The organism is Mycobacterium sp. (assembly GCF_029961025.1).
Classification (GTDB): Bacteria; Actinomycetota; Actinomycetes; order Mycobacteriales; family Mycobacteriaceae; genus Mycobacterium.
On the sequence record NZ_JASBVP010000005.1, the window covers coordinates 298,303 to 316,467 of the forward strand.

The window sequence follows — 18,165 nt, forward strand, 5'->3', positions numbered from 1 at the left end:
GGCAACGGTTGTTACCGCCGGTATCGTCACGGCCATGCAGAGCGCGTCGAGCGGAACCCGGACCGATTACTTCGCCGGAAAACGCTGTTTTCTCACCGGCGCTGCCAGCGGCATCGGGCGCGCGACAGCGCTGCGGCTCGCCGCTCAGGGCGCCGAACTGTACCTGACCGACCGCAACGCCGAGGGTCTGGCGCAAACCGTGGCCGATGCCCGTGCGCTGGGCGCGCAGGTGCCCGAGCACCGGGTGCTGGACATCGCCGACTACCACGAGGTCGCGGTGTTCGGCGCGGACATCCACACCCGCCATCCGGCCATGGACGTGGTGATGAACATCGCCGGGGTGTCGGCGTGGGGCACCGTCGACCAGCTCACCCACGAGCAGTGGAGCACCATGGTCGCGGTCAACCTGATGGGGCCGATTCATGTCATCGAGACGTTCATCCCGCCGATGATGGCGGCCGGGCGGGGCGGGCATTTGGTCAACGTGTCCTCGGCGGCCGGATTGATCGCGCTGCCCTGGCATGCCGCCTATAGCGCCAGCAAGTTCGGGTTGCGCGGGCTCTCCGAGGTGCTGCGCTTCGACCTGGCCCGGCATCGCATCGGGGTGTCGGTCGTGGTTCCGGGTGCGGTGAACACGCCGCTGGTCAACACGGTCGAGATCGCCGGTGTCGACCGCGAGGACCCTCGGGTGCGCCGTTGGGTGGACCGCTTCAGCGGCCACGCCGTCTCGCCGGAGAAGGCGGCCGAGAAGATCCTGTCCGGGGTTAAAAAGAACCGGTTTTTGATCTATACGTCGGCGGACATCCGGGCTCTCTACGCCTTCAAACGGCTGGCCTGGTGGCCCTATAGCGCGGTGATGCGCCAGGCGAACGTGTTGTTCACCAGGGCGCTGCGGCCGACCGGGTGACGCTCATGTTCCCACCCGGGTGACTATCCGCGATTGGGCCGCGACATCGCTTGACGCCGGGTGCGCCAGGCCGCGCAGCAAACCCATCACCTGGCCCGAGGCCGCGTCGTAGGCCGCCGGATCCGGCGGCGGAAAGGTGGCGGCGGGGCAGTGGCGCGCAGCCGTTGGCCGTCATCGGCGGATCCCTGGGTCGTTCCGGCGGGGTATGGGGACACGACGAGACCCGCAAGTCATTTGGTGTCGCCGGCCCGCGGGTGATCGAGTCGATCCGGTTGTCGGTGCCGTTGCAGGCACTGCAGGGTAAGCACCCGCTCGAACACACCGAGAACACACCGAGTTGGTAGCCGGTGTGTGCGACGCGGTGGGCATGCTGGCCGCCGAAGCGAGATCGAAGTGAGATGAGAACCCCGCCTTGCCGGTACCTCGGCTCGCCGGCGGTGGTCCGGAGGTGGCTTTGCTGGCCGGAGTGGCAACGCGGCGTGGCGGTGATCCGCGGCGATGGCTGGCGAGGGTGGCGACCGCGCGGTCGTCCACCCGGCGGACGGGCCGTGCGGTGCTCAGCGACACGCCGGCAGGCGGTGGAGTTCACGGCTTACGACCTGGGAATTTCATAAATGTCGTTCAGAACATCTTGTACCTCTTCTGATCGTCACCTACTAGGTGTAGTGTTTTCAGTGCCGACGGTCCTCCGGTCTCCTCAGCGGCCACGGCCCGGTGAGGTCCCCGGATCCGGCGTCACCTAGTCGGTCGACCGGCGCCGGTATACCGGATTCCGGGGGGCTTGACGGTCAGCCGAACAACCGTACAGACGCAGTACCCGAGTAGTTGCCAGCCTGTCTCGAATCCACCACCTTCGCAGAGGAGTCGCAGAGCCGATGAGCATCACCGTGTACGCCAAGCCCGCATGTGTGCAGTGCACTGCCACGTACAAGGCGCTCGACCAGCAGGGCATCGCCTACGAGAAGGTCGACATCACCCTCGATCCCGACGCGCGGGACTATGTGATGGCGCTGGGATATCTGCAGGCGCCGGTGGTGGTGGCGGGAAACGACCATTGGTCGGGTTTCCGGCCGGACCGCATCAGGGCGCTCGCCGGGGCCGCGCTCAGCGCCTAAGCGCACCGGGCGGACAATCATGCGGGAAGAGGTCGCGGCGCCGTCGTGCAGCCTGGTGTATTTCTCCAGCGTGTCGGAGAACACCCATCGCTTTGTGCAGAAGCTGGGAATTCCGGCCACCCGGATACCGCTGCACGGCCGCATCGAGGTCGACCGGCCATATGTGCTGGTGCTGCCCACCTACGGCGGCGGACGAGCTAACCCGGATCTCCGCCCGGACATCACTACCGGCGGTTATGTCCCCAAGCAGGTGATCGCCTTCTTGAACAACGAGCACAACCGGGCGTTGCTGCGTGGGGTGATTGCGGCCGGCAACACCAACTTCGGTAGGGAATACGGTTATGCCGGTGAGGTGGTCTCCCGCAAGTGCGGCGTTCCGTACCTCTATCGCTTCGAGCTCATGGGCACCGATGAGGACGTGCAAATCGTCCGTGCGGGCCTGGCCGACTTCTGGAAGGACGAGACGTGTCACCAACAGTCACCGCTGCAGGGCCGGTAACGGCCAGCACGCGCCCTTCGGCGCCGGAGGAGACCGACTATCATGCCCTGAACGCCATGCTGAATTTGTATGGCCCGGACGGCAAAATCCAGTTCGACAAGGATATCCAGGCGGCGCACCAGTACTTCCGGCAGCACGTCAACCAGAACACGGTGTTCTTTCACGACCTGGACGAAAAGCTCGATTACCTGATTCAGCAGGGCTACTACGAACCCGAAGTGCTCGGAAGGTACTCCCGGGAGTTCGTCAAGTCGCTGTTCGACCGCGCCTACGCCAAGAAGTTCCGCTTTCCGACCTTCCTCGGCGCCTTCAAGTACTACACCTCATACACGCTGAAAACCTTCGATGGGAAGCGCTATCTGGAGCGCTTCGAGGACCGGGTGTGCATGGTCGCGCTCACCCTGGCCGCCGGTGACACCGCGCTGGCCGAGAAGCTCGTCGACGAAATCATCGACGGCCGGTTCCAGCCGGCCACCCCGACGTTTTTGAATGCCGGCAAAAAACAACGCGGCGAGCCGGTGAGCTGCTTCTTGCTGCGCATCGAGGACAACATGGAGTCGATCGGACGCGCCATCAACTCCGCGCTGCAGCTGTCCAAGCGTGGCGGGGGAGTAGCCTTGCTGCTGAGCAACATTCGTGAACACGGCGCGCCGATCAAGAACATCGAGAATCAGTCCTCGGGCGTCATCCCGATCATGAAGCTGCTGGAGGACGCGTTCTCCTACGCCAACCAGCTGGGTGCGCGCCAGGGCGCCGGCGCGGTGTACCTGCACGCCCATCACCCTGACATCTACCGCTTTCTGGACACCAAGCGCGAGAACGCCGACGAGAAGATCCGGATCAAGACGCTGTCGCTGGGTGTGGTGATCCCCGACATCACCTTCGAGTTGGCCAAGCGCAACGACGACATGTACCTGTTCTCGCCGTATGACGTGGAGCGGGTCTACGGCGTTCCGTTCGCCGACATCTCGGTCACCGAAAAGTATTACGAGATGCTCGATAACCCGCGAATCCGCAAGAGCAAAATCAAGGCCCGGGAGTTCTTTCAGACGCTGGCCGAGTTGCAGTTCGAGTCGGGGTATCCCTACCTCATGTTCGAGGATACGGTAAACCGGGCCAATCCGATTGAAGGCAAGATCACCCACTCCAACCTGTGCTCGGAGATCCTGCAGGTGTCCACGCCGTCGGAATTCAATGACGATTTGTCGTATGCCAAAGTGGGCAAAGATATTTCGTGCAATCTGGGTTCGCTGAACATTGCCAAGGCGATGGATTCGCCGGACTTCGCGCAGACCATCGAGGTCGCGATCCGGGCTTTGACGGCGGTGAGCGACCAGACGCATATCTGGTCGGTGCCCTCAATCGAGCGGGGTAACAGCGAAGCTCACGCGATTGGGCTGGGGCAGATGAACCTGCACGGGTATCTGGCACGCGAGCGCATCTTTTACGGCTCCGAAGAGGCGATCGACTTCACCAACATCTACTTCTACACGGTCTGCTACCACGCTCTGCGGGCGTCGAACAAGATCGCGATCGAGCGGGGCACGCATTTCACGGGCTTCGAGCGGTCCAAGTACGCGTCGGGGGAATTCTTCGACAAGTACACCGACCAAGCCTGGGAGCCCAAAACCGACAAGGTTCGTCGGCTGTTCGCCGACGCGGGCATCAGCATCCCGACGCAGGATGATTGGCGGCGGTTGAAGGCGTCGGTACAGGCCCACGGGATCTACAACCAGAACCTGCAGGCCGTGCCGCCGACCGGGTCGATCTCCTACATCAACCATTCGACGAGCTCGATCCACCCGATCGTGTCGAAGATCGAGATCCGCAAGGAGGGCAAAATCGGCCGGGTCTACTACCCGGCGCCCTACATGACCAACGACAACCTGGAGTACTACCAGGACGCCTATGAGATCGGCTACGAGAAGATCATCGACACCTACGCGGCGGCCACCCAGCATGTGGATCAGGGTCTGAGCCTGACGCTGTTCTTCAAGGACACCGCCACTACCCGTGATGTCAACAAGGCGCAGATCTACGCCTGGCGCAAGGGGATCAAGACCCTGTACTACATCAGGTTGCGCCAGATGGCGCTGCAGGGGACCGAGGTCGAAGGCTGCGTGTCCTGCATGCTGTGACGCTCCGTGCGCGTGCGGCCAACGCGGACGATACCGGTGGTGCCGCGTTTCCGGTCTGCCCAGGTCAACAGCGCAACGAGGTAAGGTGCAGGGTGTGCGCAGAGTTTCCCGACCCCGGTCGGTTCGGCTCCGGCCCGGCGCGAACGCCGGGCGCAAGGTCGACGCCCGCAGTGAACGCTGGCGCGAACACCGCGAGAAGGTGCGCGGTGAAATCGTCGAGGCCGCCTTCCGCGCCATCGACCGGTTAGGTCCAGACCTGAGCGTGCGTGAGATCGCCGAAGAGGCGGGTACCGCCAAGCCGAAGATCTACCGGCATTTCACCGACAAGTCGGACCTTTTTCAGGCGATCGGGGAACGTCTGCGCGACATGCTGTGGGCGGCAATTTTCCCCTCGGTGGACTTCGCCACCAACTCGGCGCGCGACATCATCCGGCGCAGCGTCGAGGAATACGTCAATCTTGTCGACCAGCATCCCAACGTGCTGCGGTTTTTCATCCAGGGCCGCTTCCCGGAGCAGTCCGAGGTGACGGTGCGGACCCTCAACGAAGGCCGGGAGATCACGCTGGCGATGGCTGAAATGTTCAACAACGAGCTGCGTGAGATGGAGCTGGACCGCGCCGCCATTGAACTCGCCGCATTCGCCGCGTTCGGATCCGCGGCGTCGGCGACCGACTGGTGGCTCGGTCCCACACCCGACAGCCCGCGACGGATGCCGCGCGACCGATTCGTAGCACACCTGACGACCATCATGATGGGCGTCATCAACGGCACCGCCGAAGTGCTGGGTATTCAGTACGACCCGGAGCTGCCGCTGCACTACGCGGTGCCGCGCAAACCTGCCGTGAGCTGAACTTCAGCCGATGGGGCGGTGCCGTCAGCGGCCGCCGCGCCGGACGAACAGCGCCAGCAGCGTGCCGACGGCCGCGGCCACCGCGGCGACCACCATCGAGGTGTGCAGTCCCACCATGAACGCGCCGTGGCTGCCCCGGGCCACCGCATGCACCAGCGGGGCCGGGATCCCCGGCACCGTCGGCGCCACACCCTGAGCCACCAGCTCTTTGGCGGCGGCTAACTTGCCGGCGAGCGGCGCCGGCGTCCCCGCCTTGATGAGCTGATCGACGAGCACCGAACCGACGCGGCTGGAGACCACCGAGCCCAGGATCGTGGTGCCCAGCACCGCGCCCAGCTGCACCGCGGTGCTCTGCAAACCACCGGCCACTCCGGCATCGCCGACGCCGGCGTTGCCGATAATGACATCCGAACTGGCCGTCAGCACCAGCCCGATACCCGCGCCCAGCAGCACGAACGCCGGCAACAGCGCTTGGTAGCCCGAGTCGGCGTCCAGCGCGGTCAGCGAGACCAACCCACCCGCTAGCGCGGCCAGCCCGAAGGCCATCGCCGGACGCGGCCCGAACCTCTCGGTGAGAAATCCGCTCAACGGCGCCGTTACCATCAGCGCCAGACTCAGCGGCAGGGTGCGCACACCTGTCGCCACCGGGCTGAAGCCCTGCACGTTCTGCAGGTACAGCGACAGGAAGAACACGGCACCGAACAGCGCAAAAAAGTCGATGACGACGACCGCGGTGCCGATCGACAGCGACCGGTTGGTGAACAGCCCCATCGGCAACAGCGGTTCGGCGGTGCGCAGCTCGATCAGGACGAACACCGCCATAGCCAGCAGGCCGGCTAGGAGAACGCCAAGTGTCCGACCGGCCAGCCAGCCCCAGTTCTGCGCCTTGATCAGCCCGAACACGACCAGCAATAGCCCGCCGGACAGCGTGGTGATGCCCGGAAGGTCGAGCTGATGCTCGTGCTCGCTGCGGCTCTCGAGGATGGCCCGCCCGCCGATCAGCAGCGCGGCGCCCGCGATCGGAGCGTTGATGTAGAAGACCAATTGCCAGCTGACGTGCTCGACCAGCAGCCCGCCCACGATGGGCCCGGCCGCGATCGACACGCCGGATGCCGCACCCCAGATGCCGATGGCGGTGTTGAGCTTGTCGCTCGAGAAGGTGCTGCGCACGATCGCCAGGGTGCTCGGCATCAACAGCGCCCCGAAGACGCCCTGCAGTGCGCGCAGCGTGATGACCCCGCCGACCGTGCCGATCAGGCCGATACCCACCGACGTCGCGGCGAAACCGGCCACCCCGAAAAAGAACATCAGCCGGCGTCCGAAGCGGTCGCCGAGCTTGCCGCCGAAGATCAACAGCGACGCCAGCGCGAGCAAGTAGGCATCGGTGATCCACTGCAGATCCGACAGCGACGCATGCAAATCGGTGGCGATGCGAGGGTTGGCGATCGCGACGACGGACGCATCGAGACCGACCATGACGACGCCAGTCGAGACGGCGATCAGCGTCCACCACGGATTGCCTCGTATCCCAGCCCGGCTTGCGCGGTGTCGGCCGGCTGTCAGCTGGCGGGTGGTGATTGCGGTCGCCATATCTTTGCTCCCATTTCTTATGTGGAGGGCGGTTCTCAGTTATCTCAGTTATGCGGTCGAACATATACATAACTGGAGGCGATCCTCCAGTTTTATTGCTATGTTGGACCTGTGATTTCAAGCGCAGGGCAGCGCGAAAAGGGACCCAGGCCACTTCGTGCCGACGCGAAACTCAACCGCGACCGAATCCTCGCGGCGGCTGCCGAGCTGTTCGCCCAGCGGGGACTGTCGGTGCCGCTCGAGGAGATCGCCGCCCGCGCCGGGGTGGGTGTGGCGACGCTGTATCGCCGCTTCCCGACCCGCGGCGATCTGGCGGCCGCCGCGTTCGAGCGCAACATCTCCGGTTACACGGCGGCCGTCGATCGTGCGTTGGCCAACCCGCGGGCGTGGGACGGGTTTCACGCGCTGATTTTTGAGCTGTGCGAGCTGCAGGCCAGGGACGCCGCCCTGCGCGATCTGTTGACCACGGCGTTTCCCGCCAGCAGCGTTGTCGAGCAGCGCACCGGTGATGCCGTCGAGAAAGTCAAGGTGCTCATCGAGCGCGCCCAGGCCGAGGGCAGTCTGCGGCCCGACGTGGTGGTGGCCGATATCGTCGTGATGTTGTTGGCCAACGCCGGCGTGCTGAGGGCCACCGGCGACACCGCCCCGGACGCGTGGCGCCGGTTCGCGGCCCTGATGGTCGACGCTTTTCGCGCGCGGCCCGACGCGCCGCTACCCCCCGCGCCGCCCGAGCAGCAGCTCCGCCGGTCAATCGCGTTGCTGACCGGGTCTGATCAGCGACGTTGACACTCCCGGTGGCGACGGACAGACTGAAGAAGAGAATTACCCGGTACCGGCGTTCCCAGGAAGGACCGCGGCATGACTGTAACCGAGCAACCCGCTCAGAGCGGAGCGCAGCGAGCGCCGGTGCACACCCGCGCGCTCATCATCGGCACCGGGTTTTCCGGTCTGGGCATGGCAATCGCGCTGCAGCGTCAGGGCGTGGACTTCCTGATCCTGGAGAAGGCCGGCGAGGTCGGCGGTACCTGGCGGGACAACACCTATCCCGGCTGTGCGTGCGACATCCCGTCGCACCTGTACTCGTTCTCTTTCGAACCCAAGCCAGACTGGACGCATTTGTTCTCGTATTGGGACGAAATCTTGGACTATCTCAAGGGGGTCACCGACAAGTACGGACTGCGCCGCTACATCGTGTTCAATTCCCTCGTCGACCGCGGGCATTGGGACGACGAGGAGTACCGCTGGCATGTGTTCACCGCGGACGGGCGGGAATATGTTGCCCAGTTCCTGATCTCAGGGGCCGGCGCATTGCACATTCCGTGCATACCCGACATTGATGGTCGTGACGAATTCCGTGGTGCGGCGTTCCATTCCGCGCAGTGGGATCACAGCGTCGACCTGACCGGCAAGCGGGTCGCGGTGGTCGGGACCGGGGCCAGTGCCATCCAGATCGTGCCCGAGATCATCGGTAAGGTCGCCGAACTTCAGCTCTACCAGCGCACTCCGCCGTGGGTGGTGCCACGCACCAACGAGAAACTGCCGATAGGGCTGCGACGCGCCTTGACGAACGTTCCCGGTCTGGCGTGGGCACTGCGAACCACTATCTACTGGGGCCAGGAGGCGTTGGCTTACGGCATGACCAAGCGGCCGAATACGCTCAAAGTCATTGAGGCACTGGCTAAGTGGAACATTCGCCGTTCGGTGAAAGACCCTGAGCTGCGTCGCAAGCTGACTCCGCACTACCGGATCGGCTGTAAACGGATCCTCAACTCGTCTACCTACTATCCGGCTGTGGCAAATCCCAAGACCACGCTGATCACCGACCGCATCACCCGGATCACGCCCGAGGGCATCGTGACGGCCGACGGCACCGAACGCCCGGTCGACGTCATCGTATTCGCCACCGGCTTTCATGTCACCGATTCCTATACCTATGTGCAGATCAAGGGATTGCACGGCGAAGACCTGGTCGACCGCTGGAATCGTGAGGGCCTTGCGGCGCATCGTGGGATCACCGTCGCTGACGTGCCCAACCTGTTTTTCTTGCTGGGACCCAATACCGGGCTGGGACACAACTCGGTGGTGTTCATGATCGAGTCACAGATCCGCTACGTGGCCCAGGCGATCGCGACATGCGACCGGCTGGGTGCGCAAGCGTTGGCTCCGACCCGCGAGGCGCAGAACCGCTTCAACGATGAGCTGCAACGCAAGCTGGCCGGTTCGGTGTGGAATACCGGCGGATGCCGCAGCTGGTATCTGGATGAGCACGGCAACAACAGGGTGTTGTGGGGCGGTTATACCTGGCAGTACTGGGCCGCGACACGCAAGCTGAATCCCGCCGAGTACCGGTTCTTCGGGGTGGGCGTCGGCTCGCCGGCCGACCGTTCGGCGCTGGCCGTCGCCGACTAGCACCCGCGCCGGGGGGTTTCGGCCCGAAGTTCGATGCCGCGCGGTGGCGACGTGGTGGTCGGTCAAACGGCGGGCCGTACCGGGCAACGGTCGAGAGGCATCGACAGGGCCGAGCCAGAAGGCCGGCCATTTTCACCGGGTGCCGTATCGCGTATATTCATGACTGCGACGGCAGCGGACAATATCGCGGACAATATTACTGCAGCAAATTTAGTACAGCACATGATTTCCAGTCACCGGCGGCACGCTTGGCGGAGGCCACGGGCGTACTTGTTTCGGCAGCAGCCTTGTCGGGGTGCGGCGCTGAAGATCGTCCGTCGAGAGGGCACACAATCGTGGTGTCTATGACGAGCCGACTGCCTAGCGGTGGTGTGACCGTCCGCCGCCGCCGCCAGCCAAATTCGCGCATCCGCTCGGTCCGGCGCAGCTCCGCGGCGCACAGTGGTCGGGGCGCTCCGGTGCTCGGGTCGAGTACCGGATGACCCGCCTGATGTTGTCGAAGAGCAGGCGCAGGAACGGTTCATCCGCGCCCTTAAAAAAGCTCGAGCCAAAGCCGTGGCGCACCGAAGGACTGCCAACCCCGCACCCGGACGCCGACGATCGTCGCCGGCGGCCCCGATGGCGGGTGTGGCTGTACCTCGTAGTGGGTTATTTGCTGATATTCGGCCTATTGTCCTTCCAGGACTCCCTTGGTAGGCCGGTGAAGGTGCCCTACACCGAATTCACGACACAGGTGGAGCGCCACAACGTCGCCGAGGTGTTCTCGCGGGGCGAAACCATCGACGGCACCTTGCGGGAACCACAGCCACTGCCGGGTCAGGGCCACGACACCAAGAATGCGCCGAAATACCAGCGGTTTACCACCGAGCGTCCGGCCTATGCCCAAGATAATCTCCTCAAGGAGCTGGAGGAGGGCGGTGCGACCGTATCAGCGACCCCGCTGAATCAGGACCGCGGAATATTCTGGAATCTCCTGATTTCGGTCGCGCCGACCTTGTTGTTATTCGGGTTCTGGTACTGGTTGTTCCGCCGAGCACAGGCAATGGGTGGCGGAGCGGGCCTGTTCGGCATCGGCACTCGCAAACGTAAGCCCGTGGACCCGGCGTCGGTCCGAGTGACTTTCAACGACATCGCGGGTATCGACGAGGTCAAGGCCGAGATCAATGAGATCGTGGATTACTTGCGGGATCCGGGGAAATATCGCAAGCTCGGCGCGCGTGCACCCAAGGGCGTCCTGCTGAGTGGACCGCCCGGCACCGGCAAGACGCTGCTCGCCCGGGCCACCGCGGGCGAAGCGGGCGTCCCGTTTTTCTCAGCGAGCGGCTCCGAGTTCATCGAAATGATCGTTGGTGTCGGTGCGTCCCGGGTGCGGGAGCTGTTCGAGGAGGCACGCAAAGTTGCCCCATCGATCATCTTCATCGACGAGATCGACACGATTGGACGGGCCCGCGGCAGTGTAACGACGATCGGCGGACACGATGAACGCGAACAGACGCTCAACCAGATCCTGACCGAGATGGACGGGTTCACCGGCTCGGAGGGCGTCGTGGTGATCGCGGCGACGAACCGACCCGACGTGCTCGACCCGGCGTTGCTGCGGCCGGGGCGCTTCGATCGCACCGTCACCGTCAATCCGCCGGATCGCAAAGGGCGAGCGGACATTCTGCGGGTGCACACCCGCAACGTCCCCCTCGCCGACGACGTCGACCTGGACCGGCTGGCGGCCGCTACGCCCGGCATGACCGGAGCCGATCTGGCCAACCTCGTCAACGAGGCGGCGCTGGCCGCGGCCCGCAACGGCCAGACCGACGTGACCGACCGCGACCTTTTCGGCGCGCTGGAGAAGGTCCAACTCGGGGCTGCCCGAAACCTGGTGCTGCCCCCCGAGGAACGTCGCCGCACCGCCTACCACGAGGCCGGCCATGCGCTCCTGGGCATTTTGCAGCCGGGTGCGGACCCCGTGCGCAAGGTGTCGATCATTCCCCGCGGTCACGCCCTCGGCATTACCTTGTCCACTCCAGAGGAGGACCGCTACGGATACACCACCGACTATCTGCGGGGGCGCATCATCGGCGCGCTGGGCGGGATGGTCGCCGAGGAAGAGGTGTTCGGCGTGGTGAGCACTGGCTCCGAGAGCGACCTGGAGAACGCCACCAGCATTGCGCGTGCCATGGTCGGCAGGTGGGGCATGTCCGAGCGAATCGGTCCGGTATCGGTGTTACCGAGAGAGGGCGACCCGCACCTGGCCGGCATCTCGGACTCCATGCTGGGTACGGTCGACCAGGAAGTCCGGCGGCTCATCGACAACTGCTACGCCGAGGCCCGAGAGTTGGTGCGAGGCAACATGCACCGGCTTGAGCGGATCGTCTCGGAGCTGCTGGCGCACGAGACACTCGACGAAGAAGAACTCTATGCCGCCGCCGGCCTGCAACGGGCCACGGAATTGTCTGCAGACGTAACGGCAGCCGCTAAAACGTGACGCGCTGCCGTACGTATCGCGCCACCTACGCGGACGATTGACGGCAATTGACGGCAATGGGATGAACCACAGGGACGACGGCTTGGCTCCGCTTTTAAGGTTCTGCTTGGCCACGGCAGCCCGGATAGGTGTTACCGGTTGAGTGCTCAGCCCACGCCGACGACACGGCGCAACACTAGGTGTTGTGTTGCTGCCGCTTGTCGGCCACCAGGGGTAGTGTTTGACGTGTGGTAGCACAGACGGCACGTCCCGGTGAAGTGGGGTTCTGGTGAGTGAAAAACTGAAGCTGATCGATCGGGTTTCGGCGATCAACTGGAACAGGCTGCAAGACGATAAGGACGCCGAGGTTTGGGATCGGCTGACCGGGAATTTCTGGTTGCCGGAGAAGGTACCGGTATCCAACGATATCCCCTCCTGGGGCACGTTGACCGCCAGTGAAAAACAGCTGACGATGCGGGTGTTCACCGGGCTGACGCTGCTCGACACGATCCAGGGCACGGTCGGGGCGGTCAGCCTGATTCCCGATGCGCTCACGCCACACGAGGAAGCCGTTTTGACCAACATCGCGTTCATGGAGTCGGTGCATGCGCGCAGCTACAGCAACATCTTTTCCACGCTGTGCTCCACCGCCGAGATCGATGACGCTTTCCGCTGGTCGGAGGAGAACCCCAACCTGCAGCGCAAGGCCCGGATCGTGATGGAGTACTACCGTGGCGACGAGCCGCTCAAGCGCAAGGTGGCTTCCACGCTGCTGGAGAGCTTCCTGTTTTACTCCGGCTTCTACCTGCCGATGTACTGGTCGAGCCGGGCTAAGCTGACCAACACCGCCGACATGATCCGGTTGATCATCCGCGACGAGGCCGTCCACGGCTACTACATCGGCTACAAATACCAGCGCGGTTTGGCACTGGTGGATGAGGCCAAGCGCCAAGAGCTCAAGGACTACACGTATGAGCTGCTTTTCGAACTCTACGACAACGAGGTGGAGTACACCCAGGATCTTTACGACGAAGTCGGGCTGACCGAAGACGTCAAGAAGTTTCTGCGCTACAACGCCAACAAGGCGTTGATGAACCTGGGCTACGAGGCCCTGTTCCCACGGGACGACACCGATGTGAACCCGGCGATCCTCTCGGCGCTATCACCCAACGCCGACGAGAACCACGACTTCTTCTCCGGCTTGGGCTCCTCCTATGTGATCGGCAAGGCCGTCATCACCGAAGACGAGGACTGGGACTTCTAACGTCCCGACGACCTTCCGGAATACGAATTGTACTGAGGTGCAGGTGATTTGATGAACGACGGGGGAGTGATCGCCAAGACGACTTGCCGCATTTGCCGCAATGGCGATCGTTCGGGCCGCCTTCGGCCGGCACTTAGTTGCGGGCTCCGTATCCGCGGCTGATCGCCCAAGCGGCAAAGCCCGCTGCAATCGCCAGCATCCCGTAACCCAGCGCCATGGGCCACCAGGGTCGGGCGGGCGGGGTGGGCTCCTGGTGGGTGGCAAGGGCCAGCAAGAAAGCTCCGTCGTCGGTCGGCCCGATGCCCGGCAGCGGCTGGGTCTTGGTGACCCTGATCTGGGCACCACTGCCGGGATCGCCGACCTGCCCCCAGGCCAGCGTGGAGTCGTCGAGCAGGAAGATGTCCCGGCTGCCCGCGGGTTCGCTGTCGTCGTGGCCGACCACCTGCACTTGGCCGACCTCCACGATCTGATTGCCGGCGGGGATGTAGGCCAAGACGTCGCGGTACACCTCCGGTGGCGCCGGCGGGGCGTAACCCGCAGGCGGTGAACCGGGCCCAGCATCCGAGGGGATCCGGGCCCCGCCGTAAAAGCTGCCCGACGCCAGATAGCTGCCGCCGACCGCGGTGAAGGGGAACAGGCCAACGGTGGCGGCATCGAGCACAACCCGGCCTCCGGCCGGCACGTACACCTCGCGGTAGGCGTCGGCGTAAAAGTAGCGGAAGGTCATCGCCTGATTGAGCGGGTTGTAGAGCATCGGGCGGCGGTCGTCGTCGTAGTCGATGTAGTCCCAATGCCGGGGGTACGCCAACGCCTGATTGCCGGCCCTGACCACATCGACATTGCCCCCGTGGCCGTCGACCGCATCGTGCAGCTGCTGGCGGAAGTCCGTGCGCGTCGGCGGCGGCGGTGGGGCGGCGGGGTTAATCCGGGTCGCCGGCGCGGCTTTGGCGGCGGCGACCGCCGAAGGCGGCGCATCCAGCTCCTGTGGGGGTATCACCAGCGGGGCGTTTCTCGGCGCCCCGGGGGTCGGCGGATTGATGCTCGGGGCCCGCACCGGAATCGTGCTCGGCGTCGGCGGGCTCGGGGGGACAACCTGGGGGGTCTGCACCGGGGTGATGCTCGGCAGCGCGGGCTCCGGCGGCGCGGGCTGCGGTGAGATTTCCGGGATCGGCGGCATACTGCTCGGGGGCGCCTGCGCCGGGCGGGGCGGCACCGCTTTCTCTTTCTCGCACACGTTCGACGTGTGATACACCCGCACGAAAAGCAGACAATTCTGACAGGATGCGGGGTTGGCAAAAGCACCGGCACACGGCGCCGCCTGTGCCGCGCCGGCCGCGGTGACGATCCCCGGCAGCGGCGCCAAAGCCATGACGGCTGCCGCCGCAATCCCGAGTGCTTTCATCTCGCGACCTTTCGGGAACCGCACCGGCTGGGACAGCTGCAACCACCCAGAAGGGTGCGAACGGGTAGCGGCGGCTGTGCCGTTACCCGAGACAGTGTCGCACTTTCTCGTTCTCGATCCAACACGGATCGTCAAGGCTTTCGCGGACCCTGACGCGCAGCGGGTCGCCGGCCAGCCGCCGGCCGATCTGTGAATGTTTTATGAGTTATCGGGAACGCGTTGTGCGAAAGTGGCGCCGGTGACCCGGTAGCCGGGACACTGGTGTGATGGCTGCCAATGCGTTTCTCGCTTCGGTGCTGCGGTGGCTGCAGGTCGGCTACCCCGACGGTGTGCCGGGGCCCGACCGGGTGCCGTTGCTGGTGCTGTTACGCAGCACCTCGTTGACCGAGGATCAGATCACAGAGGTGGTGCATAACATCACCGCGGCCGAAGCCGCGGCGGGGGAGGACCGACGGGCGGACAAGGACGAGATCGCCGAGTTCGTCTCCGGCATGACCCACTACGATGCCGGGCCGGAGAACATTCGCAGAGTGGCCGCCACGCTCGCCGCCGCGGGCTGGCCGCTGGCCGGTGTCGACCCTCGCCTCACCGAGTCGGACCCGGATGCCGACCGTGCAGCGCCTCAGGTCGAAGCCGGACAGTCAGGCAGTTCGCAAGCTTGAGGTGTCGATGACGAAGCGGTAGCGCACGTCGCTCGCCAGCACCCGATCGTAAGCCTCGTTGATGTAATCCGGTTCGATGAGTTCGATTTCGGGTGTCACACCGTGCTCGGCGCAGAAGTTCAGCATCTCCTGGGTTTCGGCGATCCCGCCGATGTTCGAGCCGGCCACGCTGCGCCGCATCAGGACCAGCGGAAACGCCGGCACCGCCATGGGGTGCTCGGGGATGCCGAGTTCGACCAGCGTGCCATCGACGTCGAGCAGTTCCAGATACCGGCCGAGGTCCAGGTTGGCCGAAACCGTGTTGAGAATCAGATCGAAGCCGTGGCGCAGCGTTGTGAAAGTATCCGGGTCGCTGGTGGCATAGTAGCGGCTTGCACCCAGGCGCAGGGCATCTTCCATCTTTTTCAGCGACTGCGACAACACCGTCACCTCGGCGCCCATCGCCTTGCCCAGCTTGACGGCCATGTGCCCGAGCCCGCCCAGGCCGATCACCGCAATTCGCTTGTCGGCACCGGCGTTCCAGTGCCGCAGCGGTGAATAGGTGGTGATACCCGCGCACAGCAGCGGCGCCGCCGCGTCGAGCGGCAGCGCGTCGGGGATGCGCAACACGTAGTTCTCGTCGACCACGATCGCGCCGCTGTAGCCGCCGTAGGTGGGCTGCCCATCCCTGCCGACGCCGTTGTAGGTCGTCGTCATGCCGAGTTTGCAGTACTGTTCCAGACCGGCGAGGCAGCTGCTGCATTCGCGGCAAGAGTCGACGAAACAGCCCACCCCGACACGGTCACCCACCTGATGTTTGGTGACTTGCGAACCCACCGCCGTCACCACCCCGGCAATCTCGTGGCCGGGGACCACCGGATAGTTTGGCTGGCCCCATTCGGCTTTGACGGTGTGGATGTCCGAGTGGCAAATACCGGCGAACTTGATCTCGATCTCCACGTCATGTGGACCGGGGTCGCGGCGAGTGATCGTTGTCCTGGTCAGCGGTTCGGTGGCCGAGGTGGCGGCGTACGCGGAAACAGTGCTCATGGCAGCCCTCTTCAGTGCGCGGGTCTGAGCGTGGGTTTTACCGTTTTACCGGAACCCAAGGGTAGCACTCCGGTGTGTGCCCGATCACAGGCATAGCACAGCCCCCATGCCTCTCCTGCAGCCCTAAAGCCCTTAATTGATGGGGGCGTTGATCCAGCGCAGATCATCGAGGATGCCGCGCGCGGCAACCAATCCCTGTCCGGTCTGCCACACCTCGTTGTTGACGATGAAAACCCGGTTATCGCGGTTGGCCGAGAGCCGGCGCCAAGGGCTGCTGTCCAGCACGGCCGGGGCGCGCTCTTTGGCGGCCGGGGAGGCAAATGACAGATAGACGATGTCGGCATCGGCCGCCGAGAAATCCGTCGCACCCGCCGGAGTTTTGTCCGTGAAGCGGATTTCGATATACGGCTTGTCGGTGAACCGCTGTGACGCCGGCCGGTCCACCCCGGCCGCGGCCAGCACGCTGGCGGGGAAGTTGTTGGCGCCGTAGACCCGAAGGGTGTCGGTGGTGAGCTGGACGATCGACACCTGGTAGTGGGCGGCGTCGTGCGCGGTGCCCAGTTCGCCGGCTTGCCGGGAGAAGTCACGCAAGAGCGCGTCCACGGCGGAGTTTCGTGCCGTCGCGGCGCCGACGGCACGCAGATTGTCCTCCCAGGCCGCGCCGGGCGCCGCGGTGAACACGGTTGGGGCGATCGCCGCCAACGCCGGGTACAGCCTCGGCGTCAGCGCTACCGATCCCAGGATGAGGTCGGGGTGCGCCGCCGTGATGCCCGCCAGATCGGGGGAGCGACGGGTGCCGACCGCCGGGAGCTGGTGCACGGCGGTGCCCAGGTAGGAGGGTTGGCTCGGGGAGCCGTCGGGCAGTGCTGCGGCGACAATCCGGGTTTGCAGGCCCAGCGCGCACAGGGCGTCGAGTTGATCCCCGGAGAGCACCACGATGCGTTGGGCGTTCGCCGGTACCGCCACCAGCTCGGGCGTCACCCCTGGTGCGTTGCGGGCCGAGCGTGTCGGGGGCCCCGGGTCGACTTCGGCGGGTTGCGCCGCGCACGACTCGTCGGGCCGGCGCTGATTGCCCAGCACCCCCGCCCCGGCGATCTGGGTGGTGCTGGTGATCACCGGCCGGGTCGCCGAGGGCAGCGGGACACCGCCGGGTGGTGCGGGCCGGCAACCGGTGGTGCCGAACATCGCGATCAGCACGGTGGCGCCGGCCACCACAACGCCTGGTCGCAGGGCCCCGAACGGCACGACTCCGACGGTAGCATCGCTGAGCCGGGCTTCGGGTGCCGACGAGTCGAGTACGACGATTTGTAGGACTGGGGCCGCCGTCGGTTCGACGGCGGGTTAGGATTCCCCTGAAGATCTCAGTCACATGATCTCACCCAGGTGCCCAGCCCCGTATTTGTTGGAGGAGCCCGTGACCACCGAAGCGCCCGCGCTGGGAGAACTCGAAGCCCGCCGCCCGTTCCCGGCCAGGCTGGGGCCCAAAGGCAACCTCGTCTACAAACTGGTGACCACCACCGATCACAAGATGATCGGCATCATGTACTGCGTCGCCTGCTTCATTTTCTTTTTCATCGGCGGGCTGATGGCGCTTTTCATGCGGGGCGAATTGGCGGCTCCCGGGCTGCAGTTTTTGTCCAACGAGCAGTACAACCAGCTGTTCACCATGCATGGCACGGCGATGCTGCTGTTTTATGCCACCCCGATCGTGTTCGGCTTCGCCAACCTGGTGCTGCCGCTGCAGATCGGCGCCCCCGACGTGGCGTTTCCCCGGCTGAATGCGCTGTCGTTCTGGCTGTTCGTGTTCGGCGCGCTGATTGCCATCGCCGGGTTCATCACCCC

General features: G+C 64.9%; 15 protein-coding genes and 1 pseudogene. 12 read left to right on the forward strand and 4 right to left on the reverse strand.

The features are described 5' to 3' along the window. Window positions 1-34: 34 nt before the first annotated feature. The 6 genes and pseudogenes from QJR12_RS07895 (at window position 35) to QJR12_RS07920 (ending at window position 5,509) form a co-directional block, all read left to right on the forward strand. Entirely contained in the window at window positions 35-907 is an 873-nt protein-coding gene (locus QJR12_RS07895) for an SDR family oxidoreductase (RefSeq protein WP_300580404.1), read from the forward strand. Window positions 908-1,065: 158 nt separating this feature from the next. Then, a pseudogene (locus QJR12_RS07900) lies at window positions 1,066-1,304 on the forward strand (FMN reductase); the annotation flags it as partial. Window positions 1,305-1,782: 478 nt separating this feature from the next. Continuing rightward, complete coding sequence (locus QJR12_RS07905; protein WP_300580407.1) at window positions 1,783-2,022, forward strand: redoxin NrdH; 240 nt, start codon at window positions 1,783-1,785, stop codon at window positions 2,020-2,022. Between the two features lie 19 nt (window positions 2,023-2,041). Continuing rightward, the gene (nrdI, locus tag QJR12_RS07910) at window positions 2,042-2,521 is read left to right on the forward strand and encodes a class Ib ribonucleoside-diphosphate reductase assembly flavoprotein NrdI (protein ID WP_300580409.1); all 480 of its coding nucleotides are present in this window, start codon (window positions 2,042-2,044) and stop codon (window positions 2,519-2,521) included. Window positions 2,522-2,577: 56 nt separating this feature from the next. Further along, window positions 2,578-4,659, forward strand: a complete 2,082-nt coding sequence (gene nrdE, locus QJR12_RS07915) for a class 1b ribonucleoside-diphosphate reductase subunit alpha (protein WP_300580412.1) — start codon at window positions 2,578-2,580, stop codon at window positions 4,657-4,659. A gap of 94 nt (window positions 4,660-4,753) precedes the next feature. Then, window positions 4,754-5,509 carry a TetR/AcrR family transcriptional regulator gene (locus QJR12_RS07920; RefSeq protein WP_300580415.1) on the forward strand — a complete coding sequence of 252 codons (756 nt, stop codon included), beginning with the start codon at window positions 4,754-4,756 and terminating at the stop codon, window positions 5,507-5,509. A 24-nt stretch (window positions 5,510-5,533) separates the two neighbouring features. Here the strand turns inward: QJR12_RS07920 and QJR12_RS07925 are convergent, their stop codons facing one another. Continuing rightward, window positions 5,534-7,099, reverse strand: coding sequence for an MFS transporter (locus QJR12_RS07925; RefSeq protein WP_300580418.1), 1,566 nt, complete (start codon window positions 7,097-7,099; stop codon window positions 5,534-5,536). 111 nt (window positions 7,100-7,210) lie between these two features. On the opposite strand from QJR12_RS07925, the gene QJR12_RS07930 reads away from it, so the two are divergent. The 4 genes from QJR12_RS07930 to nrdF all read left to right on the forward strand — a co-directional run bounded on the left by QJR12_RS07930 (window position 7,211) and on the right by nrdF (window position 13,230). Further along, window positions 7,211-7,885: a TetR/AcrR family transcriptional regulator gene (locus tag QJR12_RS07930; RefSeq protein ID WP_300580421.1), complete on the forward strand. Its 675-nt coding sequence runs from the start codon at window positions 7,211-7,213 to the stop codon at window positions 7,883-7,885. 72 nt (window positions 7,886-7,957) lie between these two features. Then, complete coding sequence (locus tag QJR12_RS07935) at window positions 7,958-9,508, forward strand: NAD(P)/FAD-dependent oxidoreductase (RefSeq protein WP_300580422.1); 1,551 nt, start codon at window positions 7,958-7,960, stop codon at window positions 9,506-9,508. A gap of 490 nt (window positions 9,509-9,998) precedes the next feature. Next, entirely contained in the window at window positions 9,999-11,987 is a 1,989-nt protein-coding gene (gene ftsH, locus QJR12_RS07940; protein ID WP_300580513.1) for an ATP-dependent zinc metalloprotease FtsH, read from the forward strand. A 268-nt stretch (window positions 11,988-12,255) separates the two neighbouring features. Continuing rightward, a complete protein-coding gene (gene nrdF / locus QJR12_RS07945; RefSeq protein ID WP_300580425.1) occupies window positions 12,256-13,230 on the forward strand; it encodes a class 1b ribonucleoside-diphosphate reductase subunit beta in 975 nt (324 codons plus the stop codon). Between the two features lie 133 nt (window positions 13,231-13,363). Here nrdF and QJR12_RS07950 read toward each other — a convergent pair whose 3' ends face one another. After that, complete coding sequence (locus tag QJR12_RS07950; RefSeq protein WP_300580427.1) at window positions 13,364-14,632, reverse strand: hypothetical protein; 1,269 nt, start codon at window positions 14,630-14,632, stop codon at window positions 13,364-13,366. Between the two features lie 266 nt (window positions 14,633-14,898). On the opposite strand from QJR12_RS07950, the gene QJR12_RS07955 reads away from it, so the two are divergent. After that, window positions 14,899-15,294 (forward strand): DUF3349 domain-containing protein, encoded by a 396-nt coding sequence (locus QJR12_RS07955; RefSeq protein ID WP_300580429.1) that lies wholly within the window; start codon window positions 14,899-14,901, stop codon window positions 15,292-15,294. Here QJR12_RS07955 and QJR12_RS07960 read toward each other — a convergent pair. Together QJR12_RS07960 and QJR12_RS07965 are read right to left on the reverse strand one after the other, a co-directional pair. Continuing rightward, complete coding sequence (locus tag QJR12_RS07960; RefSeq protein ID WP_300580432.1) at window positions 15,274-16,323, reverse strand: NAD(P)-dependent alcohol dehydrogenase; 1,050 nt, start codon at window positions 16,321-16,323, stop codon at window positions 15,274-15,276. The two genes, QJR12_RS07955 and QJR12_RS07960, sit on opposite strands and share 21 nt — an antisense overlap. A gap of 132 nt (window positions 16,324-16,455) precedes the next feature. Further along, window positions 16,456-17,568 carry an iron-siderophore ABC transporter substrate-binding protein gene (locus QJR12_RS07965; RefSeq protein ID WP_300580435.1) on the reverse strand — a complete coding sequence of 371 codons (1,113 nt, stop codon included), beginning with the start codon at window positions 17,566-17,568 and terminating at the stop codon, window positions 16,456-16,458. A 169-nt stretch (window positions 17,569-17,737) separates the two neighbouring features. On the opposite strand from QJR12_RS07965, the gene QJR12_RS07970 reads away from it, so the two are divergent. Then, window positions 17,738-18,165 (forward strand): cbb3-type cytochrome c oxidase subunit I (locus QJR12_RS07970; protein ID WP_300580438.1); only part of this gene is annotated, 428 nt, incomplete at its 3' end.